The organism is Janthinobacterium sp. LS2A (assembly GCF_036543145.1).
Taxonomy (GTDB): domain Bacteria; phylum Pseudomonadota; class Gammaproteobacteria; order Burkholderiales; family Burkholderiaceae_D; genus Janthinobacterium; species Janthinobacterium aestuarii.
The window spans coordinates 24,067-48,382 of record NZ_JAZHPB010000008.1 but is presented as its reverse complement, the minus strand read 5'-3'; the positions used below and the strand labels follow the sequence as shown (position 1 = coordinate 48,382).

At 62.0% G+C, this 24,316-nt stretch carries 19 protein-coding genes and 1 pseudogene; 4 read left to right on the top strand and 16 right to left on the bottom strand.

Annotated elements, in window-relative coordinates; translation table 11 throughout:
* Positions 1 to 10: 10 nt before the first annotated feature.
* The 4 genes and pseudogenes from V3C40_RS21390 to pilM form a co-directional block, all read right to left on the bottom strand.
* Positions 11 to 1,336, bottom strand: a pseudogene (locus V3C40_RS21390) (type IV pilus secretin PilQ); the annotation flags it as partial.
* 92 nt (positions 1,337 to 1,428) lie between these two features.
* A complete protein-coding gene (locus tag V3C40_RS21385) occupies positions 1,429 to 2,460 on the bottom strand; it encodes a pilus assembly protein PilP (RefSeq protein ID WP_331778459.1) in 1,032 nt (343 codons plus the stop codon).
* 15 nt (positions 2,461 to 2,475) lie between these two features.
* Positions 2,476 to 3,036, bottom strand: coding sequence for a PilN domain-containing protein (locus V3C40_RS21380; RefSeq protein WP_331778458.1), 561 nt, complete (start codon positions 3,034 to 3,036; stop codon positions 2,476 to 2,478).
* Complete coding sequence (gene pilM, locus V3C40_RS21375) at positions 3,033 to 3,665, bottom strand: pilus assembly protein PilM (RefSeq protein WP_070305287.1); 633 nt, start codon at positions 3,663 to 3,665, stop codon at positions 3,033 to 3,035. The genes V3C40_RS21380 and pilM overlap by 4 nt, the downstream gene beginning before the upstream one ends.
* Before the next feature lie 303 nt (positions 3,666 to 3,968).
* Here pilM and V3C40_RS21370 point away from each other — a divergent pair, with 303 nt between their 5' ends.
* Positions 3,969 to 6,314, top strand: a complete 2,346-nt coding sequence (locus tag V3C40_RS21370) for a penicillin-binding protein 1A (RefSeq protein ID WP_034753639.1) — start codon at positions 3,969 to 3,971, stop codon at positions 6,312 to 6,314.
* Between the two features lie 66 nt (positions 6,315 to 6,380).
* Here the strand turns inward: V3C40_RS21370 and cyaY are convergent, their stop codons facing one another.
* Positions 6,381 to 6,710 carry an iron donor protein CyaY gene (gene cyaY / locus V3C40_RS21365; RefSeq protein ID WP_035824041.1) on the bottom strand — a complete coding sequence of 110 codons (330 nt, stop codon included), beginning with the start codon at positions 6,708 to 6,710 and terminating at the stop codon, positions 6,381 to 6,383.
* Between cyaY and lptM the strand changes: the two genes are divergently transcribed.
* Positions 6,709 to 6,933, top strand: a complete 225-nt coding sequence (gene lptM / locus V3C40_RS21360; protein ID WP_080698622.1) for an LPS translocon maturation chaperone LptM — start codon at positions 6,709 to 6,711, stop codon at positions 6,931 to 6,933. The genes cyaY and lptM overlap by 2 nt on opposite strands.
* On the opposite strand, the gene V3C40_RS21355 is transcribed toward lptM, so the two are convergent.
* The 5 genes from V3C40_RS21355 to V3C40_RS21335 all read right to left on the bottom strand — a co-directional run bounded on the left by V3C40_RS21355 (position 6,930) and on the right by V3C40_RS21335 (position 12,812).
* On the bottom strand, positions 6,930 to 7,583 hold the full coding sequence (locus V3C40_RS21355) for a sulfite oxidase heme-binding subunit YedZ (protein WP_331778457.1): 654 nt from the start codon (positions 7,581 to 7,583) through the stop codon (positions 6,930 to 6,932). The genes lptM and V3C40_RS21355 overlap by 4 nt on opposite strands.
* A gap of 9 nt (positions 7,584 to 7,592) precedes the next feature.
* Positions 7,593 to 8,570: a protein-methionine-sulfoxide reductase catalytic subunit MsrP gene (msrP, locus tag V3C40_RS21350; RefSeq protein ID WP_034753241.1), complete on the bottom strand. Its 978-nt coding sequence runs from the start codon at positions 8,568 to 8,570 to the stop codon at positions 7,593 to 7,595.
* Between the two features lie 72 nt (positions 8,571 to 8,642).
* The gene (gene ccsB, locus V3C40_RS21345; protein ID WP_034753239.1) at positions 8,643 to 9,794 is read right to left on the bottom strand and encodes a c-type cytochrome biogenesis protein CcsB; all 1,152 of its coding nucleotides are present in this window, start codon (positions 9,792 to 9,794) and stop codon (positions 8,643 to 8,645) included.
* A gap of 64 nt (positions 9,795 to 9,858) precedes the next feature.
* Entirely contained in the window at positions 9,859 to 11,955 is a 2,097-nt protein-coding gene (locus V3C40_RS21340; RefSeq protein WP_331778456.1) for a cytochrome c biogenesis protein ResB, read from the bottom strand.
* Between the two features lie 185 nt (positions 11,956 to 12,140).
* Complete coding sequence (locus tag V3C40_RS21335; protein ID WP_035824033.1) at positions 12,141 to 12,812, bottom strand: c-type cytochrome; 672 nt, start codon at positions 12,810 to 12,812, stop codon at positions 12,141 to 12,143.
* Positions 12,813 to 12,998: 186 nt separating this feature from the next.
* Here V3C40_RS21335 and yihA point away from each other — a divergent pair, with 186 nt between their 5' ends.
* Entirely contained in the window at positions 12,999 to 13,742 is a 744-nt protein-coding gene (gene yihA, locus V3C40_RS21330) for a ribosome biogenesis GTP-binding protein YihA/YsxC (protein ID WP_034753234.1), read from the top strand.
* Positions 13,743 to 13,818: 76 nt separating this feature from the next.
* Here yihA and V3C40_RS21325 read toward each other — a convergent pair whose 3' ends face one another.
* The 5 genes from V3C40_RS21325 to V3C40_RS21305 all read right to left on the bottom strand — a co-directional run bounded on the left by V3C40_RS21325 (position 13,819) and on the right by V3C40_RS21305 (position 21,440).
* The gene (locus V3C40_RS21325) at positions 13,819 to 14,727 is read right to left on the bottom strand and encodes a hypothetical protein (RefSeq protein WP_331778455.1); all 909 of its coding nucleotides are present in this window, start codon (positions 14,725 to 14,727) and stop codon (positions 13,819 to 13,821) included.
* Positions 14,728 to 14,986: 259 nt separating this feature from the next.
* Positions 14,987 to 18,097, bottom strand: coding sequence for an efflux RND transporter permease subunit (locus V3C40_RS21320; RefSeq protein ID WP_034753227.1), 3,111 nt, complete (start codon positions 18,095 to 18,097; stop codon positions 14,987 to 14,989).
* Positions 18,094 to 19,266 carry an efflux RND transporter periplasmic adaptor subunit gene (locus V3C40_RS21315; RefSeq protein ID WP_331778454.1) on the bottom strand — a complete coding sequence of 391 codons (1,173 nt, stop codon included), beginning with the start codon at positions 19,264 to 19,266 and terminating at the stop codon, positions 18,094 to 18,096. Before V3C40_RS21315 ends, V3C40_RS21320 begins: the two co-directional genes overlap by 4 nt.
* Before the next feature lie 90 nt (positions 19,267 to 19,356).
* Positions 19,357 to 20,715, bottom strand: a complete 1,359-nt coding sequence (locus V3C40_RS21310; RefSeq protein WP_034753225.1) for an ATP-binding protein — start codon at positions 20,713 to 20,715, stop codon at positions 19,357 to 19,359.
* On the bottom strand, positions 20,712 to 21,440 hold the full coding sequence (locus V3C40_RS21305; RefSeq protein WP_034753223.1) for a response regulator: 729 nt from the start codon (positions 21,438 to 21,440) through the stop codon (positions 20,712 to 20,714). The genes V3C40_RS21310 and V3C40_RS21305 overlap by 4 nt, the downstream gene beginning before the upstream one ends.
* A 185-nt stretch (positions 21,441 to 21,625) precedes the next feature.
* Between V3C40_RS21305 and V3C40_RS21300 the strand changes: the two genes are divergently transcribed.
* Positions 21,626 to 22,159 (top strand): Spy/CpxP family protein refolding chaperone, encoded by a 534-nt coding sequence (locus V3C40_RS21300; RefSeq protein ID WP_331778453.1) that lies wholly within the window; start codon positions 21,626 to 21,628, stop codon positions 22,157 to 22,159.
* A 95-nt stretch (positions 22,160 to 22,254) separates the two neighbouring features.
* Here the strand turns inward: V3C40_RS21300 and dsbD are convergent, their stop codons facing one another.
* A complete protein-coding gene (gene dsbD, locus V3C40_RS21295; protein ID WP_331778452.1) occupies positions 22,255 to 24,201 on the bottom strand; it encodes a protein-disulfide reductase DsbD in 1,947 nt (648 codons plus the stop codon).
* Positions 24,202 to 24,316 lie beyond the last annotated feature (115 nt).

Here is a 24,316-nt window from a genome sequence, read left to right as displayed (position 1 = left end):
AGATGTGACATTAACGTGTTGCTGGCCGATCTGCCACTATTTTCGGCGTAATAAACACCATTAGTTCCGTTTTTTCTTGACTGCGGCCCGTGCTGCGGAAAAAAACACCGAGTACGGGAATGTCGCCAAGAATCGGCACCTTGCTGTCCGTGCCCCGTTCGGATTGCTGATAAATACCGCCCAGCACCACCGTGCCGCCGTCTTCCACCATCACTTGCGTGCGCACATGCTTGGTGTCGATGGCGAAGCCGGAACGGGTTTCCTGGCCCACGCTATCCTTGTTGACGTCCACTTCCAGCACCACGTTGCCATCCGGCGTGATCTGTGGCGTCACTTCCAGGCGCAAATTCGCCTTGCGGAACGTGATCGACGTGGCGCCGCTGCTGGTGGCCACTTGGTAGGGCAGCTCGATGCCCTGCTCGATCAGCGCCAGTACCTTGTCGGCCGTCACCACGCGGGGGCTGGAAATGATCTTGCCCCGGCCGTCCGCTTCCAGCGCCGACAATTCCAGGTTCAGGAAGCGGTTGGCGGCCGCCGAAAACAGGCTCAGGGCGAAGCTGGCCGGCTGCAAGCCATTGATGCTGGCGGCCGGCAAATTGACGAATTGCGTGTTCGGCACGAAGGCGCCGCTGCCGGCCACCGTTTGCCCCGTCGCCTCGCCCACGCCCTGGTAGCTGCCGCCGACAGCCGCGCGGCGTCCGATGCCGCCTAGGGAAAAACCTGGCAGCTGGCCTGCCGCCAGGCGCTGGTCCGTAAAACCCAGGCGCGCGCCCAGGTTGCGGCTGAAACTGTCGTTCGCCTCGACGATGCGCGCCTCGATCATCACTTGTCGCGTTGCAATATCCGTCTTGGCGATCAGCTGGCGGATCTGTTCCAGGCGCGCCGGCACGTCGGTGACGAACAGCTGATTCGTGCGCGGCTCGATCAGCACGCTGCCACGGCGCGACAGCAGCCGGCTGCGCCCTTCCCCCGCGTCCAGGCCGAACACGGTGCGGAACGCTTCAGCCTTCTGGTAATTGAGCTGGAAAATGGCTGACTGTAACGGTTCGAGTTCCGCGATCTGCGCGCGCTGTTCCAGTTCCAGCTTTTCGCGCGCAAGGATTTCCTCGCGCGGCGCGATCCACAGCACGTTGCCATTGCGCCGCATGTCCAGTCCCTTGGCCTGCAGCAGCACGTCGAGCGCCTGGTCCCACGGCAAGTCGCGCAAGCGCACGGTCACATTGCCAGCCACGCTGTCGCTGGCGATGATGTTTTGCCCCGATGCATCGGCCAGGATGTGCAGGGCCGCGCGCACGCCCACGTTCTGGAAATCGACGGAGATTTTGTCGCCCGCATACAGGCGCGGCGCCGACACCTGCACCACGGCTTCCTGGGCAAGGCCGCCGGCATGCAGGCACAGCATCACGGCCAGGAGCATGCGGTGCGGCCTCATGGCGCCGCCTCGGGCAGGCTGGCCTTCGGAGCAGCCCCCGCCACCTGCAAGGCCAGGCTGCCGCGCCGCTCGCGCCACCCGCCTCCCCCATCCTGCAGCAGCTCCTTGTATTGCAGCGCCTGTTCACTGATTTGCGTGACCTGGCCGTGGTCCGGTCCCAGATATTGGCCCACCGCCACCCGGTACACGCGCTGGCCCGCCAGCAGCAATGCGCTCAGGCGCCCATCCTGTTGCACGCTGCCAACCATGCTGATGGCCGGCAAGGCCACGCTTTCCAGCGGTTCGCGCATTCGCCGCGGGTCGGGCCCCGCCACGCCACCCTGCTGACTGGGCGCGGGCGGCAAGGCGTTAAAAGGATCAGCCAGGGCGGCGGCCTCGTAGGGATGCGGCGCGACAGCGGCAAGCGGACGCCAAGTTGGTGTCACTACGGGCGCGCCCGCCTTGGGTGCCAATACCGCTTGCGCCGCCAGTTCCCCCGCTTCGGGCAAGCGATACGCTTGCAACACGGCATCGAGGGTCAGCAAGCGGTCCTTGCCGAGGGTCAGGGCCAGCGCATGCACGGTGACGATGCGCGGCAAGCGCGCCAGGTCCGCCAGCAGCGCGCCCATGGCGTGGTAGCCGCCGCGCAACTGTATGGCGATCGGCAAGGCGACATACGGCGCTTGCGGCCGCGCAGCACCCGGCTTGAACAGTGAAAATTGCAGGCCGCGCGCCTGGCCGGCGGCGTTAATGTCCGTCAACAGCGCCGCCATTGCTTGCTGGTCCGGCAATTGCTGTTCCAGCAGGGCCAGTTCGGCGCCGGCCTGGCCCTGCTCTGCACGCCACTGCGGCAACTGCTTCGCCCTGGCCTGCGCCGCCAGATAATCGGTGCGCAAGCGGCCCTCCTCGCCTTGCGCCGCCTGCACGGCGGCCATCATTCCAGCCAGCCACACGGCGTGCAGCAGCGCGGCCACCAGCGCACCGGCCAGGGCGGCGCAAGCGAGGCGCGCCGGTAACGGCCACAGCGATGCGGTCTTCAAGCTCAGCATGATCAACCTCCACGACTAAGATTGCCCAGCAGGTGCCAAAGCCAGCCGTATCGTCCATTCCACGGCGCCATCGGCCGCGCCGCGCACTTCCAGCACTTCAGGGCGGGACCAGGGCGCGGCCTGCTCCAGCGCCAACAGCAATGCCGCGACCTTGTCCTGCGACACGGCCTGCCCTTGCAGGCGCACCATCGCCGTTTCCTGGCGCACACTGTGCAAGGCCACGCCAGTCGGCATCGCCCGGGCCAGAGCCGCCAGCATGCGCACCCAGGCATGGCGTTGCTCTTGCAAACTGGCAATGGCCTGCTGGCGCTGCAGCAGCGCCGCCGTCTCGCCCTGCACCCGCTTGCCCGCGGCAAGGACGACATTGACTTGCTGCATGCGATGTTGCCAGTCCTCCTGGCGGCGCAGCTGTGCGTCGAGCTGCTGTTGCAGCCAGGCGCCTGCCGCCAGGGCCAGCAGCAATCCCATCAGCGCCCCGCCGGCCAGTTGCCACAGCAGCCACTGAATGCGCTTGCGGCGCGCCGCCTGGCGATATGGCAAAAGGTTGATACACGGCACTTTCGCCACGGTCTTCATCGGGCGTACCGGTGCATGGCCAGGCCCCAGGCCAACTGGTACGCCACGCCGCCGTCGGACAAGGCTTGCCAGCCGCCCTGTGCGAGCGCCGCCTGCAAGGCCAGCGCCTCGCTATCCATGATGACCGGCGTCAACCCGGCCGCCTTGGCCGCATCGAGACGGTGCTGCACGCTGGCACGCCGCGCCGCCACCAGCAGCACGTCGATCTCGCTGCCTGCCTGGCCGGCAAGCGGCGGCGCGGGGCCGAGCATGACAAAATCCAGACTGGCGTCTTCCAGCGGAAACGGCATGTATTGCGCCGCTTCCAGTTCCACGAGGATTTCCAGCTGCTCCTCCGGCAATCCGGCAGGCAGGCGGATCGCATGCGTGATCAGGGCCGTGGCCGGCATGGCCAGCGCCACGCGGGTGCAGCCGCTGCCACTGTCGCGATAAGCCTGACGCACGGCATCGGCCAGGCCCTGCAGATCTTCGATATTGCCTTCAAACATCACTCCTGCGGCCAGCGCAGAACTGCCGTAATGCCGGCACGACAGTTTCCCCCGCCGGCGCCTCAACTCGACCACGCGTACGGCATCGTCCGCCATGTCGACGCCCAGCAAGCCGGTGCCAAGAAAACTGCTGATGGACATGTTTTTCATAGAGAAAAGTCAGCGTGGAAGGAGGTCCTGCCACCCGAAAGCCTAGTCCCGGCAGCGCTGGCTTGTAAATGGATTTCACGCTGGAGTCTGCGGCGCGCGGCGCCTATCTGGCAGGGCCGTGATCTGGCGCAGGATAATTGTTACCAAATCCTGGTTGCCAGCGGGCCAATACACGCTTATATAGAGTATCGGCAAGTTTCGACTGTCTCCCCCGGCAAGCGCCACAGCGCGCTGCCACCCCGGCAAGCTCGCTTATAATTGACCGGCATAAATTTACTGAAAGACATGACACGCATGACATCTTCAAAATCCGCTGGCAACGCTGGCTCGAAACCGCCCCAGAAGGGCAGCAAACCCAAACGCTTTTTGCTGATGGCCCTGGTATCGTTCCTGGGCCTGGGCGTCGTCGGCGTGCTGCTGGTGGTATTCGGCCTGGCCATGGCGTATCCGAACCTGCCGGCGCTCGATACCCTGACCGATTACAAGCCGAAAATGCCGCTGCGCATTTTCACCTCCGACAGCGTGCTGATCGGCGAGTTCGGTGAAGAGCGGCGCAACATGGTGCACATCAAGGATATTCCCGATGTCATGAAGAAAGCCGTGCTGGCCATCGAAGATGACCGCTTCTATGAACATGGCGGCGTCGATTACCTGGGCATCACGCGCGCGGCCCTGCACAACCTGACGGGTGGCGCCAAGCAAGGCGCCTCGACCATCACGCAGCAGGTGGCACGCAATTTCTTCCTGTCCAGCGAACAGACCTTGAAACGCAAGGCGTATGAAGTCTTGCTGGCCTGGAAGATCGAGAAAAACCTCAGCAAGGACCAGATCCTGGAAGTGTATATGAACCAGATTTATCTGGGTCAGCGCGCCTACGGCTTCGCCTCGGCCGCGCAAATCTATTTCGGCAAGAATATCCAGGACCTGACCGTGGCCGAAGCGGCCATGCTGGCCGGCTTGCCGAAGGCGCCGTCGGCCTACAACCCCGTCGTCAATCCGAAACGCGCGCGCATGCGCCAGCAATACATTCTGCAGCGCATGGCGCAGCTGGGCTACATCACGCCAGAGCAATACACGGAAGCCAAGAATGAAGAGCTGAAAGTGAAAACCGACAGCAGCGCCTTTGGCGTGCATGCAGAATACGTGTCGGAAATGGCGCGCCAGCTCGTCTACGAGCAATTCAAGGAAGACACCTATACGCGCGGCCTGAACGTCTATACCACCATTACCAAGGCCGACCAAGATGCCGCCTACATCGCCTTGCGCAAGGGCGTGATGGATTACGAAAAACGCCACGGCTACCGCGGCCCGGAAGCGTATATCGAAATTCCGAAAACCAAGGCCGAAGCGGACGATGCGATCGAAACGGAACTGGCCGACCATCCGGACAGCGACGACATCATCGCCGCCATGGTGCTGCAGGCGTCACCCAAATCGCTGCAGGCCGTCACCTCGGCCGGCGAGGAAATCACCATTACCGGCCCCGGCCTGACCTTCGGCGCGGCCTGGCTGTCGGAAAAAGCGGCGCCGAACCGCCGCATCAAGCGCGGCGCCGTGATCCGCGTCATGCAAGAAGGCAATGCCTGGGTCTTGACGCAGATGCCGGAAGTGCAATCGGCGTTCGTCTCGGCCAGCACCACCGACGGCGCCATCCGCGCCATGGTGGGCGGTTTCGATTACAACCGCAACAAGTTCAACCACGTCACGCAGGCATGGCGCCAGCCAGGTTCGGCCTTCAAGCCCTTCATCTATTCCGCGTCGCTGGAACGGGGCCTGTCGCCGGCCACCATCATCAACGATGCGCCGATCTCGTTCGACGCGGGCCAGACGGGCGGCCAGGCGTGGGAACCGAAGAACTACGACAGTAAATACGATGGCCCGATGACCATGCGCAAGGGCTTGATGAAATCGAAAAACATGATTTCCATCCGCATCCTGCACAAGATCGGCGCCAAGTATGGCCAGGAATACGCGACGCGCTTCGGCTTTGACGCGGACAAAAACCCGCCATACCTGACCCTGGCCCTGGGCGCCGGCAACGTGACGCCGCTGCAGATGGCGGGCGCCTATGCCGTGTTCGCCAATGGCGGCTACAAGGTCAACCCGTACCTGATCGCCAAGGTCACCGATAGCGATGGCAATGTGTTGTCGCAAGCCAAGCCGGACCTCGCGGGCGAGGAAGCCAACCGGGTCATCGACGAGCGCAATGCCTTCATGATGAACAGCATGCTCAACGACGTCGTGCGCTTCGGCACGGCCAATAAAGCCATGGCCTTGAAGCGTCCCGACCTGGCCGGCAAGACGGGCACGACCAACGATTCCATCGATGCGTGGTTTGCCGGCTACCAGGCCAAGCTGGTCGGTATCGCCTGGATCGGCTACGACCAGCCGCGCAACCTGGGCAACCGCGAAACGGGCGGCGGCCTGGCCTTGCCGATCTGGATCAGCTACATGGCGAAAGCTCTGAAAAGCATTCCCGTCGAGGAACGCGCCGTGCCGGAAGGCCTGATCCACGTGGGCGACGAGTACTACTATGCGGAAAATCCACCGGGCACGGGCGTAGGCAGCCTGGAAGGCGCGGCGCGCGGCACGCCGGAGGAAGAGAAAGCGAAAGAAGCCGTGAAGAACGAGTTGTTTTAAACGGTAATCATGCAAAAAGGGCAGCCTGCAAAGGCTGCCCTTTTTTTATTGCCACGGCAGTCAGAGTTACTTCAGGACCACCGGCGCGCCCGCCTGCTCGCTGGCCATGGCCGACAGGGCCGCGAACAGTTCGGAGCCGTCGCGCGTGTTGATCCACTCGTCGCCCACGCGCTTGTAGTGGAAACCGCCGGAACGGGCGGCCACCCACATTTCGCGCATGGGGGCCTGGCTGTTGACGATGATTTTCGTGCCGTTATCGATGAACTCGATTTCCAGCACATTGCCGCTACGGCTGCATTCGACGTCGAGCACGTCTTCATCGTTCAGCCGGTCCAGCGCCGCCTCGATCTGGGTCAGGGTGGCTTCGGCCAGGGCCAGGAATTCCGATTCGCTCATGCTACACTCCAAAGATCTTAATCAAACCGTGATTCTAATCGTGAAGTCATCCTCAGCGTTTTATATCGGCACCGCCATTGTGGTTTCTAGCGTCCTGGCCGGCTGCGGCCAGACCGGCCCCCTGTACCTGCCCAAGCCACCCGCGGCCAAAGGCGCGCCAGCCAAAGGCCCCGTCGAACCGGCGCCCGTGCCGCCGCCACCGGTGATCGTGCCGGCAACCTAAGCCGAGCGTACCGGGGTGGCAGCCTTGGCCGCCCTGGCGCTTTTCTCCCGCTTGCTCCAGGCGAAATAAACGCGGATTAACAGCAGTAGCGCGACGATGCTGCCGAACAGGATCGGTTGCGCGAAATTATTCTTGCCCGCCTTCATCCACCAGAAGTGCAAGATGCCCAGCGGCGCGATGATGTAGATCAGCCGGTGCAGCCACTGCCAGCGCTTGCCACCCAGTCGTTTGACCATGCCGTTCGTGCTCGTCACGGCCAGCGGAATGAGCAGCACGAAAGCGATAAAGCCTACCGTGATGAACGGGCGCTTGAGCACGTCCTTCCACATTTCCTGCACATCGAAAAAGTGATCGAACCATAAAAAGGTGGTGAAGTGCAGCGCCGCGTAGAAAAAGGCGAACAGGCCCAGCATGCGCCGCAGCTTGATCAGCCAATTCCACTGCGTGATACGGCGCAAGGGCGTCACCGCCAGGCTGATGCACAGGAAATATAGGGTCCAGTCGCCCGTGCCGCGCGTGATGAATTCCAACGGCTCCACCAACTGCCCCGTGTACGTCAGCCAGACCATGCGTGCAAACGGCAGCAGCGCCAGCAAAAAGATCAGGCTTTTCAGCAGCGACAACTGCCTGGCTGTGGGATTGAGGGCCATGGTCTTTCCTTAAAAGAATTTCTTCAGGTCCATGCCCGCGTACAAGGAAGCGACATCGTTGTAGCCGTTGAACATCAGGGTCTTGCGCTTGCGCGCGAGAAAACCGTCTTCGCCGATGCGCCGCTCGGAAGCTTGCGACCAGCGCGGATGATCGACGTTCGGATTCACGTTCGAGTAAAAACCGTATTCGGACGGCGCCGACAGGTTCCAGGACGTGCGCGGCTGTTCCTTGACGAAGCGGATCTTGACGATGGATTTGGCTGACTTGAAACCATATTTCCACGGCAAGACCATGCGCACGGGCGCACCGTTCTGGTTCGGCAAGGTTTCGCCATACATGCCCAAGGTCAGCAGCGCCAGCGGATGGTTCGCTTCATCGATGCGCAAGCCTTCCGTATACGGCCACTGCAGCACGCGGCTGCCCACGCCCGGCATCTGTTTCTTGTCGGCCAGGGTGATGAATTCCACGTATTTGGCATTGCCCGTCGGCTCGACCTTCTTGATGATTTCCGAGAAGGAGTAACCGACCCAAGGGATGACCATCGACCAGCCTTCCACGCAGCGCAGCCGGTAGACGCGCTCTTCCAGCGGCGCCAGCTTCAGCAGCGCGTCGAGGTCCAGGGTCATCGGCTTCTTGACTTCGCCTTCGATGCTGACCGTCCACGGCCGTGTGCGCAGGGTGCCCGCGTTTTGCGCCGGATCGCTCTTGTCCGTGCCGAATTCGTAGAAATTGTTGTAGCTGGTGGCGTCTTTATAGGCCGTCTGCTTGTCCAGCGCGGAATAGGCAGGATTGAGCTTGGCAGCCAGCTTGGGATTGGTGCCTTGCGCGAACGCTTCGCGGCTGGCCATTTCCAGCAAGGCCGCACTGGACACGGAGCCCAGCGCCACTTGCTTGATGAAGCTGCGGCGCGATTCGAATACGGCGCGCGGCGTGATTTCGGAAGAATACGGCAACTCAATGCCGTTGGGACTGCGCTTGATCAACATGGCGGCTCCGGAAAAAGGTGATTGGATATACCTTACACCAGTTTTTCCGGGCCGTTCATGACGCTTCTGTCATTAAAGTTTGCCGTAAGAATGCAGGCCGGAGAGGAACATGTTGACGCCCAGGAAAGCAAACGTCGTCACCAGCAAACCTACCAGCGCCCACCACGAGGCGACGCGGCCGCGCAAGCCCGTCATCAGGCGCATGTGCAGCCAGGCTGCATAGTTGAGCCAGACGATCAGCGCCCACGTTTCTTTCGGATCCCACGACCAGTAGCCGCCCCATGCTTCGGCCGCCCACAGGGCGCCCAGGATGGTCGCTACCGTAAAGAAAGCGAAGCCGACGGAAATAGCCTTGTACATGACGTCGTCGAGCACTTCCAGCGACGGCAGGCGGTCGACCAGGTAGCCGCTCGACTTGAGCAGGTAGGCCGCAGCCACCATGGCCGACAGGGCGAAGGTGCCGTAGCCGATGAAGTTGGCCGGCACGTGGATTTTCATCCACCAGCTTTGCAGGGCCGGCACCAGCGGCTGGATTTCGGCCGCGTCGCGCGTGACCGTGTACCACATCAGGAACACGACGGCCGCCGAAATGACCAGCATGACGAAGGCGCCCAGCTGGCGCGTCGCGTAATGCTGCTCGTAGTACAGGTAGAACATGGCCGTGATCAGGGAAAACAGGATGAACACTTCATACAGGTTCGATACGGGGATGTGGCCCACGTCGGCGCCGATCAGGTAAGACTCGTACCAGCGCACCAGCATGCCCGTCAGGCCCAGCACGACGCCGGCCCAGCACAGCAGGGAACCGACGGACGAGCCGAATTCCGAGCGCGCCACCAGGCCGATCCAGTAGAACAGGGTCGACAGCACGAAAAGCGTGCCCATCCACAGGATGGCGGACTGGCTCGACAAGATGTATTTCAGGAAGAATTTCTGGTTCGCCATCTCCAGGTGGCCCGCATACAGCTCGATGGCGAACAGCGACAGCACGGCCGCCACGGGGATCAGCCAGCGCACGGGCTTCCAGTACCACCCCAGCCACGCGAACGTGGGCGCCGCGGCCAGCAGGATGGCTTTTTCATAGATATCCATGAAGGCGCCAAAACGCATCAGGCCGAACAGGGAGGCGGCCAGCAAGCCGGCGCCATACAGCCAATCGATCAGGCTCAGGCGCTTGAAAAATCCTGGTTCCTGCGTATATATTTGCTTGTTTGCCAATTCCATCATTTTCTCCATTCCCGGCGGCGCTGCAGCGTCCCGAAACTCAGCCAATCCAACTCAGCGCAGCTTACGCCGATTGCGGCAGCTTTGCCTTCAAGTTCTCAAATTCTTTTTCAAAATCCAGGGTCTTGCGTTGCGTGCTCATGGCCATCAAGGCCTCGCTGCCGCCCTCGCCATCCTTGATCCACACCCACAGGCGGCGCTCGCGGATATAGAACATGGAAAATACGCCGATCACGAGGAACAGACAACCGAGGTAGACGACGCTCTTGCCTGGCGAACGCGTCACTTGCAGCACGGATGCCTTGATTTCCGTGAAGTCGTCGAGTTGCAGATACACGGGCGCGCCATAGAAGAAGCTGTCGGACAGCGCATTCGTCGCCAGTTGCAGGAAACGGCCATGCTTGTCATCGGCCTCGATGGCTTTCAAGCCGTCCTGGGCACGCGCCGCCTGCCACAAGTCCCACAGGCTGCCATTCAAGATTTTCATGAAGATGTCGGCCGCTTTTTCTTGCTCAGCGGCAGGAATTTTCTCCAGGAAACGCGAAATGGCGAGGAAACCGCCCTCTTGCCCATTGCCGGCAAAGATGCCGAGGCTTTTCGCGGCCGATTCCTGCAACTGGCCGCGCAAGGCTTCCGCGCCCGCCTGTGGCATGGCGCGCGCCGCATAGCGCGTGGCCGCCTGCTGGCGCAGCGCCGGATCTTGCAGCGCGGCACGCAAGCGCATCCATTCGTTCACGCTGTAATTGTCATCGGCGGGAATGCGCAGATAGCTGAACGGGTCGCTGGGGTTGACGCGCATGCCGGCCAGGAACACCGTCGTGCCATCGACCGTGACGGGCTGCATGTAGTTCTGGTACTCGCGCGCCTGGCCTGTCTTGTCGCGCAATTTGTATTGCACCGAGGGGCCGACGTTCTTGAGATCCTTGTTGTTCGCGTTCTTCGCGGCCGAGCCGAGGCGCTTGTCCAGGCCGACGGAGAATTTCTCGTTGAAACTTTCCGCCTTGCTGACGGCGCGCACATCCTGGCCCGCGCTGAGGTTTTCCACGTTGAACGGACGGAAACCCGACCATTCCACTGTGTAGGAATTGCCATCGCTGCGCTCGAGCGGCGTGCTGCCGCCCACTTCGCCGCCGATATCGAAACGTTTCGTCGTCTTGCCCGTCATGGGAAAACCCGTCAACTTGAGCTTGCTGCCGCCATCTTCAAAGCTGGACTGGTACAGGGCCAGGCCCTTGTACAGCAGCGGCTGGTTGACTTTGATGGTCGCTGGGAAACTTTTCCCTGTTTCATGATCGGTGACGACCACATCGCTGGCGAACAGCTTGGGCATGCCCGTGCTGTAGAAATCGATGTGGAATTTTTTCAGCAGGATGGTGATGGGCAGATCCTGGATCAGCACGCCGTCGGCCTGGGGAATGATGGCCGTGTTGCTCGACGAACCTTCCGGAATCATGGTATTGCCGCGGAACGTAGGATTCGACAGGCTCAAACGGTGCTGGGCGGGAATGTCGGCGATCACGCCGCTGCCGGCAAATGGCGTCTTGCCGAAGAACCACTGTTGCACACGGATCGGCATTTCCGAGTCGAGCAAGCCGCCCACGCAGATGATGACGATGGCGCCGTGGGCAAAGATATAGCCCCATTTATTGGCCGCGCCACGCTTGGCCGCCACCAGGGTGGCGTTGTCCTTCTCGACCACCTTGGCCGCATAGCCGGCGTCTTTCAGGCGCATCACCATCTGCTGCGCCAGCACGGCGCGCGGCAGCGGCACCTGCCATTCCAGCTTGTGGTGGAAATTGCGCAACGATTGCTCGCGCACGGTTTCGCGCCAGCTACGCATGTCCTTGAGCATCTTCGGCGCATTGCGCACGATGCACAGCGAGGTCGAGGCGACGAGGAAACCCATGATCACGAGGAACCACCAGGCCGAATACACGGAATACAGGCTCAGCTTGTCGAAAACGGCGAACCAGAACGGACCGAACTGGTTGACATAATTGGGCATGGGCTCGTTTTGCTTGAGCACGGTGCCAATGATCGATGCGACGGCGATCAGGGTCAGCAGGCTGATGGCAAAGCGCATCGACGAGACCAGCTCGACGAATTCAGCCAGGCTGCGGCGTTGGGTCTTTAACTCGATTCCGGTCGTGCCTGTGCTCATACGTGGATACTCATACGGGATATGCAATCTTCAAGAAAATGTAGGCATGGAGCAGAGTGTTTCTCCGCGCAAGGCGGCAGCATACTCCTGTTTGGCCCCTACCATGAAAAAGGGCAGCCCGTTGAGACGGCCGCCCTTGTTCACGCGCGCTGCTGCGCCTGGCAATCTCTTGCCACTATGAAAACTTACTTCAGGCCGGCGATATAATCGGCCACGGCGGCGATCTCGTCATCCGACATGCGGGCGGCGATGGTGTGCATTTCCGCGCTGTTCTTGCGGGCATCGGCCTTGGTGCTGCGGAACATCGTCAACTGGGCCACCGTGTAATCCTGATGCTGGCCGGCGATGCGCGGATACTGGACGGGAATGCCATTGCCCGTCGCGCCATGACAGCTGGCGCAGGCTGCAACTTGCTTGGAAGCAATGCCACCACGGTAGATTTTCTTGCCCAGGTCGATCGTATCCTTGTTTTTCGCGGCACCCGGCTTGGACAGCTGCGTGCCCAGGTAGGCAGCGATATTCTTCTTGTCGGCGTCGCTGAGCATCTTCGCGTACGTCGTCATGACGGGCTGGTTGCGCTGCGGCGTCGTGAAGTCGACCAATTGCTTGTAGATATAGCTTTCGTGCTGACCGGCCAGCTTCGGATTGACCGTGATGGTCGAATTGCCGGCCGCGCCATGGCAGGAGACGCAGGCAGGCAGACCGCGCGCCGCATCGCCATCGGCGTACAGGGTAGCGCCCTTGGCAGCGTCAGCCTTGACGGCCGGTTTCGGTGCTTCGACCGCAGAGGCAGTTGCCGATACAGCCAGCAAAGCGAGCAGCATGGATTTGAACAACGGTGAAAACGCACGATTCATTCAGGCACCCTGAGACAGTGAGAAATTAGTGGTGGACATTGCCGCGCCCTGTGGATTTTTGCTTTATTTTCAGGGCCGCAAGCCGCATCGCTGCTACGCCGGCAACAATAAACAACCCCTTATTGTACAATAGCTTCTTGGCGTTATCGCTCCCTTATCGCTCCCTTTTGTTGCTTTACTACTCCCATGTCAAAACTCTGGCAAGCCCGCTTCTTTACGACCGTCAACCAATTGCGTGACCTGCCCGATACCACGGTGCCGGAAATCGCCTTTGCCGGCCGCTCCAATGCCGGTAAATCGACCGCCATCAACATCTTGTGTAATCAGAAAGGCTTGGCGTTCGCCTCCAAGACACCTGGCCGTACCCAGCACATCAACTACTTCTCCATCGGCGGCGCCCATGTGGCGCAGCACCGCAAGGATGCCACCATCGTCGAAGAGATCGAATGCCTGTTGGTCGACTTGCCGGGCTACGGCTATGCGGAAGTATCGGGCTCGGCCAAATTGCACTGGCAGCGCCTGCTGGGCGACTACGTGCAGCGCCGCGAACAATTGGCCGGCTTGATCCTGATCATGGATTCGCGCCGCCCGTTCACCGACCTGGACATCCAGATGCTGGAATGGTTCGCCCCGACGGGCAAACCGATCCACTGCATCCTGACGAAAGTCGATAAGCTGAACCGCAACGAATCCGTGAATGCCTTGCGCCAGGCGAAAGCCAAGCTCGACAGCTACGTGGATGAAGACGGCGTTGGCTTCCCGTTCACTGTGCAACTGTTCTCGGCTCTGAAAAGAGTCGGCATCGACGAAGCCAATGACAAGATCATGGAACTGGCCGGCATCAGCGAAGACGGCGCGGCCCAGATGGTCGAACTGATCGAGATGGAAGACGACGTCGAGCCGGAAGCGGGAACCGACAAACCGGCTTGATCGAGATCAACGCTGCGTAAAAAAGGCTGCCCGTTCACACGACGCAGCCTTTTTTTATTGCAGCGCGTCCTGGCGCCTAGCGCCGTCCCGGCCCAGAGCGCTTCTCGGAAAAGAATTCCTGGCGCAGGAACGCCGTCAGCTCGGCCGTGTCTTCCACCCTGGCGCTGAGGTTGACGTTACGCCCCAGGCGCCGCGATTCCCACACGAAATCACCAGGTTTTTCGGCACGGATCAGCTGAATCATCTTCTTGATGATGGCCGATTCGATATCGGGTTCATTGCCCAGTTCGACTTTTTCCTGCTTCAGCCAATTGCGCTTGAAGTTGCCATTCCAGCCCTTGAACTTGACTTCCGCGCTGAACGAGGTCTGGTTGACGATGGAAAACACGCCGCCCGAATCCTCGCGGTCGCTGCCCGAATTGCGTCCCTGGGCGCCGGCGATATTCGCCTTGGCCACGCGCATGGCGCGGTCGTTTTCGCTTTCCTCGGCCGGCGGCGTGGGGTTCTGCGCCTCGCGCTGCTTGCGGCGCTGCTCGATCATCGAGCTCATGTCTTCAGCCGGCGGCGGCGGCAACGGCACTTTCGATACCAGCGGCGGCGTGTAGGTTTCCAGTTTCGGCTTGTCGCGCGGCACGTCTTTTGTCACCACGCGCTTGCTCGGGGCCGGCGGCGGTTTCACCTTGGCCACTTTCGTGTCCTTCGGTTTTGGTGTGGGCTTCGGTTGCGGCTTCGGTTGCGGCTTGTCTTTCAGCGGCGCGATGTAGACCATCGCGCTTTCCTTCTTCGGCGGCGGAATCTTTTCGATCGTGTCGCCGCGCAACAGGACATACGCCGCCAGCAGCACGTGCAGCAAGACGGACACGCCGAGCGCCACCTTGCGCGTCGTGCTGGTCCTGGACCCGTAGGCCGGTGGTGGCTGGATCACTTGCCCGCAGGTGGGGCAAACATCGGAATCGGCAGCCAACAAATGGGTCGTGTCATGCAAAATGAATCGTGCTTTCTGTGTAGCGAAGAAATAACATTACAGGGCAGCCATAGTGCCAGAGTCCCTTGCTTTTGGGAACACTTCCTCGGCCTTTCCAACCCGAAGCGTACAGGATAGCGACATTCCTTGCAGCGCTGACCAGAGTACCCGAGCCCTCCCTTGACGGTTGTTACCGTATGTATCACTGCCCATACAAAACCGGCGCCCCATTCACGCAGGAAGGAGACGCCGGTCACGGGTCACGCAAGTGCTCACGTACTCAAGCCTTGTTGTCGAGCGCCACCAGTTGCTCGTCCGTCATCGGCCCCGTGCCGCTGTACTTGTCTAGGAATAAATAGATGACGGGAGTGATGAACAGGGTAATCACTTGCGAGAACAGCAATCCGCCGACCACGGCCAGGCCCAGCGGCTGGCGCAGCTCGGCGCCGGCGCCCAGGCCCAGGGCGATAGGCAAGGCGCCCATCAGGGCTGCCGCCGTCGTCATCATGATGGGACGGAAACGCAGAATGCACGCCTGGCGGATGGCCTCAGGTGGGCTCATGCCTTCGTTGCGCTGCGCATGCAGGGCGAAGTCGATCATCATGATGGCGTTTTTCTTGACGATACCGATCAGCATCAGGATACCGATGATGGCGATCATGGTCAGGTCCATGCCGAACAGGCGCAGGGTCAGCAGCGCGCCCACGGCCGCCGATGGCAAGCCGGCCAGGATGGTCAGCGGGTGGATATAGCTTTCATACAGCACGCCGAGCAGCACATAGATCACGACCAGCGCGGCAATGATGAGGATGATCTGACTAGCCTGCGAGCTCTGGAACACGGCCGCGTCGCCGCCATAGCGCGTGATGATGGAGGCCGGCAAGCTCATGTCCTTGGCCATCGCATCGATCTTGCCCGTGGCGATGCCCAGCGGCACGTCCGGCGCCAGGTTGAAGGCGATGGTGACGGCCTGCAACTGCCCCTGGTGGTTGACGGACGTGGGCCCGATCGTGCGTTCCACATAGGCAATACTCGACAGTTTCACCAGTTCGCCCGTCTTGCTGCGCACGGACACGCGCGTGAGCGCATCGTCATACTGGCGGTCGGCCGTGGCCGCCTCCAGGATCACGTAATAGCTGGCAGCCGATGAATAGATGGTCGACACTTGCCGCTCGCCAAAGGCGCTGTACAGGGCCGTGCGGATATCGGACATTTGCACGCCGAGCAGATTGGCCTTGTCGCGGTCGATCCTCAGCGACGCCTGCAAGCCCTTGATCTGCGAATCGCTGGTAACGTCGCGGAAGGCGGGGTCCGTGCGCATGCCGGCAATAAACTTTTCCGCCCAGTCATTCAGGGCGTCGGGACTGACGCTTTGCAGGGTGTACTGGTAGCGGCTCTTGCTCTGGCGCCCGCCCAGCTGCAAGTTTTGCACGGGCCGGAAATACACGGCCATGCCCGGCACGGTGCCCGCCGCGCGGCGCAGGTTTTCCAGCACCACGGGCATTTTCGGCCGCTCGCTGCGCGGCTTCAAGACCATGAACATGCGGCCCGTGTTGCCGCCGCCGACGAACGACGTCACGTCCTGCACGCTGGGGTCCGCCTTGAGCACGGCCGCCACGCGCGCCTGCAAATCCTGCAGCGCCGCAGATGAGATGTCTTCCGACGCTTCCGTATTCACCTGGATCTGGCCCAGGTCTTCCTCGGGGAAGAATCCTTTCGGAATGGTCGCGTACAGTAGCACCGTCAGCGCAAAGGTGCACACGGCAACGAACAGCACCACGTTGCGGTGCGCCAGGGCCTTGTCGAGCAGATGCACATAGCCGTTGCGCAATGCCGTGAAGCCCGCTTCGAAATGGCGGCCGATAAAGGTTTTCTCGCCATGGCTCGGGTCGCTGTCATTGTGCTCGCGCGAGTCGGCAGGCAGGAAGCGGCTGGCCAGCATCGGCACCAGGGTCAGCGACACAATGGCGGACACCAGCACGGCCAGCGAGACGACAACGGCGAACTCATGGAACAGCAAGCCGATCACGCCCGGCATGAAGAAGATGGGGATGAACACGGCCACCAGCGAGACGGAAATCGAAATGATGGTAAAGCCCATCTCTTTCGCCCCTTCGAGCGCTGCGCGTATCGGTTTCTTGCCCATCTCGATATGGCGCACGATGTTTTCCAGCACCACGATGGCATCGTCAACGACGAGGCCGACGGCCAGGGTAATGCCCAGCAGGGATACGTTGTCGAGGCTGTAGCCAAGCCAGTACAGCAGGGCCAGGGCGCCGAGCAGCGAGATCGGCATGGTGACGGCCGGAATGAAGGTGGCGGCCGCGCGGTGCAGGAACAAAAAGATCACCAGCACGACCAGCACCACCGTCAGGGCCAGGGTCAGATTCACGTCGTGGATGGCTTCGCGGATCGACAGCGAACGGTCGTTGACCAGGCTGATCTGTATCGACTGCGGCAATTGCTCCTTGAAGCCTGGCAGCAATCGGCGCACGCCATCGACCACTTGCACGGTGTTGGCGTCCGGCTGGCGCTGCACCATCAGGCTGATCGAGCGCTCGCCATTGAAACTGCCGACGGCCTTGATCGATTGAAAGCTGTCTTCCACCTCGGCCACGTCTTTCAGGCGCACGGGCTGGCCGTTGCGGCTGGCAACGATCAGCTCGGCAAAATCGGCCGCTTTCATCATTTGCGGATTGCCCTGGATGGTCAGGGTCTGGCTGGGGCCGTCAAGGATGCCCAGCGGGGAGTTCGTGTTCGAGGTGCGCAAGGCAATGGCCAGCTCGTCCATCGTCAGGTTGCGCGCATTCATCAGGTCGGCACGGGCGCGCACGCGCACGGCAAAGCGTTTCTGGCCATTGACGATGACCTGGGCGACACCGGGCAAGGTCGACAGGCTCGGCGCGATCAGGTTTTCCGCATAATCGTTAAGGTCCGACAAGTTCAGCGAGGGCGACGTCATCTGGATGAACAGCACCGGGGCATCGGCCGGATTGACCTTGCGGTAGGACGGCAAGTCCGTCATTTCCGTCGGCAGCTGGCGCTGCGCGCGCAGCAGGGCCGCCTGCACGTCGACGGCCGCCTCATTGACATTGATGCTGGCGTCAAACTCCAGGGTCAGCGAGGTATTGCCCAGCGTACTCGTGGACGTGATCAGGCTGAGGCCGGAAATGGTGGAGAACTGTTTTTCCAGCGGCAAGGCCACCGACGAAGCCATGGTTTCCGGGCTGGCACCGGCCAGGTCGGCGCTCACGTTGATGACGGGCGTGTTGTAGCTCGGCAAAGCCGCGACGGGAATTTGCAGGTAGGCCAGCACGCCGGCCAGGATGATGGAAAGGGACAGCAGCACCACCATGACGGGGCGGCGGATGCTCAGTTCGGACAGGTTCATGCTGGCTTGCCCTGTGCTGCGGCGGCGCCATCGGCAGCCTTGTGTTTTTCCGCCAGGCGCACCTTGCTACCCGGACGCAAATTCTGCTTGCCATCGACGATGACTTTTTCATCGCCGGCCAGGCCGGTGACGACGGCATTCGGTCCAAATGCATACACGCGGGCAATCTTGCGCATCTTGGCCGTGCTGTCCGCTTCCATCGAGTACACAAACGTGCCGGCGGTACTCGTGATGATGGCATTTTGCGGGATCACCAGCGCATCCTTGAGAGTGCGCACGGTCAGCTGCGTATTGACGTACTGGCCTGGCCACAAATCGGTGCCGCCATTATTGAAGCGGGCCTTGATCTTGATCACGCCCGTGGCGGGATCGACGGCATTGTCGATAAAGTTCAGCTTGCCATCGAGCTGCTTGCCGCCCGCGTCCGACAACAGCGCCTTGACAGGCACCTCGCCCGCCTTTTGCGCCGCCAGCAAGCCGGACAAGCTGCTTTCCGGCAAGGTGAAGACCACGTCGATCGGGTCGAGCTGGGTGATGCTGGTCAGCGACGTGGTCGGCTGCACCAGGCTGCCCGCATAGACATTGATGGCGCCCACCCTGCCCGCCTGCGGCGCGCGCAGGACGGTGTAGCTGGAATCGACCTGGGCGGCGCGCAAGGCGGCCTGGTCGGCGGCCAGCAAGGCGCGTGCCGCGTCGAGCTGGCTTTGCAGGGTATCGACAGCGCCCTGGGCAATGAAATTCTTGCTCAGCAAATCCTGGTTGCGCTTGAGCTGGCGCTCGAAGTCCTGCACCGAGGCGCGGTCGCGCAAGACTTGCGCCTGCGCCTTGTCGACATTCGCATGCTCGCTGCGCGCGTCCAGCGTAAACATCAGCTCGCCCTGCTTGACGAACTGGCCTTCGCGGATATGCACCTTGGTAATCGTGCTGGTCGTCTGCGGGTGCAAGTCGACGCTGCTGATCGGCATCACGCTGCCATTGGCTTGCAGCACCATCGGCACATCCTCCCGCACGGGCGCGACCACGCTCACCGTCGTCGGCGCCTGTCCGCCCTTGCCCCCTTTGCCATCCTGTCCACCGGCCGCCGCGCCGGACGGATGAGTGAAATACCAGATGCCGCCACCGATACACAGGGCCGCAGCCACGAGGATTGCCAGACTAGTCTTTTTCATTGTTCTGTCACGCTGTCGCAGCGCAGGGCTGCAGGTTGAATGTAGTAGTTGCCAGGGGGCATAAAGCACAATATTGTCGCACGGAAATGCTCACTTTCCTGCGTAATACTCTGGCACGATGAGGGTGACTTCCAGTCCACCGTCGACGTGATTGGACAGCAAAACCGTGGCGCCGTGCTGCTCGGCGATATTGCGCGCGATGGTCAGGCCCAGGCCCGTGCCGCCCGACTCGCGCGAACGCGACGTCTCGATACGGTAAAACGGTTCGAACACCTTGGCCAGCTGATCTGGCGCAATGCCCGGCCCGCCATCGCGGATGCGGATGCGCGCGGCGCCGGGGATGCGCTCGACGGTCACTTGCGCGTACTGGCCATATTTGACGGCATTGTCGATCAGGTTCACCAGGCAGCGCCGCATGGCGATCGGGCGCGCCATCAGGGCCATGCTGGCTTGCCCGGCCAAGGTGACATTCTGGCCGGCATCGGCCGCGTCGGAGCAGACGCTATCCAACAGGGAATCGAGATCGAGCGCCTGCATCGCTTCCGTGCTGTCCATCGAGCGGGCCAGGTCCAGTCCTTCCTTGACCATGCTTTGCATGGCCGACAGGTCGCCCACGAGGCGGTCATACAATTCCGTATCGGCCACTTTTTCCAGGCGCAGGCGCAAGCGCGTGAGCGGCGTTTGCAAGTCGTGCGTGATGGCGGCCAGCATCTGTGTTCGCTGGGAAATATGCTGGCGGATGCGCGCCTGCATGGCATTGAAGGCGGCGCTGGCCTGGCGGATTTCGCTGGCACCCGACAGGGTCAGCGGCGGATGGTTGATGTCGTTGCCCAGGTCTTTCGCCGCCTGCGCCAGCTGCTTGAGCGGGCGCATGGTCATGCGCGTGACCAGGTAGGCGAGGATGGCGATGCTGATCAGGAAAGGCAGCAAGGTCATCCAGTCGTTATGTTCATTGAACGGCGGCTGCTGGCGCGGCGGCAAGACCATCAGGCGCAGCACGTGGCCATCCTGCATGCGCACGTCGAGGTTTTCGCAGGTGCCGCCCCATGGCTTGGCGGAAAACATGCCCGGTGATTTGCGCGGTTCGATACAGGCGGCCGGGCGTTCGGCCAGCGCGCTGACCTTGAAACCTTCACCCAGTTTGGCTTGCAGGGCGGTGGAAAATTCCGTCGGCTTGCCCGGTACATGCTCGACATCGGGACGCAATTCCAGGCGCACGCTGCCCTTGTTGGCCACCTTCAGGTAGGCGGCGCGCGAGGCCAGCGGCACCACGTCGGCCGCCATCACCAGCTGCTCGGCCCGCTCGACGGCGTGGTAATCGCGGTATTGCTCGATGGCGCGCTGGCGTTCGCCCACGGCCAGCCACTGCGTCAGCGCGGCCGAAGCGACGATGCCGATCAGCAAAAACACGAAGACTCTGCCCGTCATCGAGCCCAGGAAGGCCTTCACGCGTGCGGCTCCACATTGACCTGGCCGGCCAGCACGTAGCCGCCGTTGCGCACGGTCTTGATGATTTGCGGCAAGCGGGCATCTTCGCCGAGTTTTTGCCGCAGGCGGCTGATCTGGATATCGATCGAGCGGTCGAACGGATCGGCGTCGCGGCCCTGCGTCAGGTTCAGCAGCTGGTCGCGGTTGAGCACGCGGTTCGGGTGCTCGAGGAAGACGCGCAGCAGGCGGAATTCCGCGCCCGACAGCATGATCACCAGGCCACTGGGATTGAGCAGGTGGCGCGCCGTCAAGTCCAGGGTCCAGCCGGAAAAGCGGATTTGCTGCGCCTTGTCCGACGGCACGTTCGACGGCATGGCATGGCTGCGGCGCAGCACGCTGCGTATGCGCGCCAGCAATTCGCGCGGCTCGAACGGTTTCGGCAAGTAATCGTCGGCGCCCATTTCCAGGCCCAGGATGCGGTCCAGCGGTTCATTGCGCGCCGTCAGCATGATCACCGGCACCGTCGATTGGGCGCGCAGCTTGCGGCACAAGGTCAGGCCGTCGTCACCGGGCAGGTTCAAGTCGAGCACGATCAGATCGGGCCGCGTTTCATCGAGGATTTTCCACATGGCCGTGCCATCTGCCGCGCCCAGGGTGCGGTAGGCGTTCGTTTCCAGGTAGTCCGCCAGCAAGCTGCGGATATCGCGGTCATCGTCGACGATGAGAATTGTAGAAGTGGGTTCCATGGTACGAATTATCCCCACTTCCCCCGGCCTTGCACAACGCATTTGTATCGTCTTGTATATAGAAGACCCGAAGAAACATATAGATACAAACTGTCTGGCAGCGGACACTTCGGGGAAACATGGCGAGTCCAACATGGATTCATGTGCAGCAACATGTACATCCCTCACTTTACAAAGGAATCCAGATGAACGCCTCAATGAAGACTTTACGCAAGAATTTGATCATCGCCATGAGCGTACTCGGCATGGGTGCGGCATCGCTGACCGTTCACGCCCAGGAAGCGGCCGCCAGCGCGCCTGCCGCCAGCACCAAGATGCAACACGAAGGCCAGCGCGGCCAGCACCGCGGCGGCAACCCCGCCGAACGCATGGCCAAGTACCAGGCCCGCCTGCACGACAAGCTGAAGCTGACGGCCGCCCAGGAACCGGCCTGGGCCACGTTCACGGCCGCCAATGCGCCGAAAAAACCGATGGGCGACTGGAAAGCCAAGCGCGAAGCGATGGCCAAGCTGTCGGCGCCGGAACGCATGGAACAATGGATCACCATGTCGAAGGAACGCATCGCCGACCAGGAAAGCCGATTGGCCTCGCTGAAAACGTTCTACGCCGTGCTGACGCCAGAGCAAAAGAAAGTGTTTGACGACAGTGTGCCTGGTGGCAAAGATGGTGGAATGCGCGGCCACCATCGTGGTCATGGTGCGCACCATAAAGCAGGCTGAGCGCAGGTCGGATTAGCGGCGGAACGCCGCGTAATCCGACAACCTTGTTGACGTGTGCGGTGGTGTCGGGTTACGCCCTGACGGGCTAACCCGCCCTACTCCTCCAGCTTGCGCAAGGAGGTCAGGAAAGTGGCCGCGTTCTGGAAGCCGATCACGCGCGACTGGGCGATTTCCTGTCCCTGTGGATTGAACATGATGATGCCCGGCGGGCCGAACAGCTGGAAACGTTTCAGCATGGCCTTGTCGTCCGCATCATTGGCCGTCACGTCCACTTGCAGCAGCACGGCTTGCCCCATCTTCTCGCGCACGGCGGGGTCGACGAAGGTCAGTTTTTCCATCTCGATGCACGACACGCACCAGTCCGCATAAAAGTCCAGCAAGGCCGGCTTGCCGTTCAGCTGTGCCAACGCCGCATCGAGCTGCGCCACTGTCTTTACACGCGTAAATGGTTGCGCGTGCACTTGGCCACCACCGAGGTGCGCCAGCGGCGCCAGCGGGTCGCGGCCACCGCTGGCCACGCCCACCAATTGCATCGCGCCCAGCACGGCAAAGACGAGGCCGAAGGCCTTGGCGACCCAGGCGTTCTTCGCGCCGCTCTTGCCCACCAGCAGGTACATGCCGTAGCCGACGAACAGCACCGTCCAGCCCAGCATCTGCACGGCGCCCGGCAGCACGGGCGAGACCAGCCACCAGGCCACGCCCAGCTGCAGCACGCCAAAGAAGCGCTTGACGGCATCCATCCACGCGCCCGCGCGCGGCAACAAGGTGCCGGCCGACACGCCCACCAGCAGCAGCGGCACGCTCATGCCCACGGCCATGGCGAACAGGGCGCTACCGCCGATGACGACGTCGCGTGTCTGGCTGATGTACAGCAAGGCGCCGGCCAGCGGCGCGGCCACGCATGGCCCCACGATCAGGGCGGAAATGGCGCCCATGACGAACACGCCCGCCAGGCGGCCCGACGATTGCTGGTTCGACACGGACGTCAGCTTGCCTTGCAGGAAAGCGGGTACTTGCAGCTCATAAAAACCGAACATCGACAGGGCCAGGCCCGCCATCAGCAGGGCAAAGAAACCGAGCACCCATGGGTTTTGCAGTTGCGCGGCCAGGCCTTCGCCCGCCAGACCGGCCGCCACGCCCAGCGCCGTGTAGACGATGGCCATGCCCAGCGCATAGGTCAGCGACAGCAGCAAACCGCGCGAGCGGCTGACCTTGGCGCCATCGCCGATGATGATCGACGACAAGATCGGCACCATCGGCAGCACGCACGGCGTAAAGGCCAGGCCCAGGCCCAGCAGCATGAACAGGGGCACGATGACGAGCAGCTTGCCGCCCTTCAGTGCCGCTTCGATCTTGCCCATTTCGCTTTGCGCGGGCGCGGCGCTTGCCGCCGCAGGGGCCGCCGCCACCGGCTCGGGCGTGCTGGTAATGTCCGCTTGGGGAATGCTCATCACGGACACGCCAGGCGACGCTTGCGCCTGCGGACCATTGACAGCCGCCGTGTCGACTGCGGGAGCTGCCGGCAAGGCGAATTTCGATGGCAAGCCGCCCGGCGCCATGCTCTGGCCGCCACCACCGCCCACCAGCTGGGCCGTGGCATCCTGCGGCGCATAACACAGGCCCTTGTCGGAGCAGCCCTGGCCCGTCGCCTTCAGGATGAACGCGCCGGCCGCTTCCACGGGAATCGTGATGGTCAGCGTCTTGCGGAACGTTTCCACGTTCTTCTGGAAAGTATCGTCAAACTTGACTTTGCCAGCCGGATACACGGGCGTGCCCAGTTTGGCGCCCACGGCCTCGAACTTGAAGCGCTCGTGGTACATATAGTAGCCATCGGCGATCACATAGGTGACGGCGATGGTGGACGGATCCTGCATGCGGGCGGAAAACTTGAAGGCCAGCTCGGGATCGAGGAATTCATCGTCGGCACGGGCTTGATTGGCGCCAAAGACGGCCATGGCCAGCAGCAAGCTGGTGGCAAACCACAGCAACAGTTGACGTAGGGGAGCGGCGCGCGCGGTGGCGCTGGAGGGGAAACGGGACATGAACGACCTTTTTCTGCGGCATCAGCTGTGCCATTCAACAAGAGACGCGCGGGGCGTGCAGTGGCTGCAGGGCCGGCGCGAAAGAAGAATAGTACACCGCAGCAAGGATAGCTGC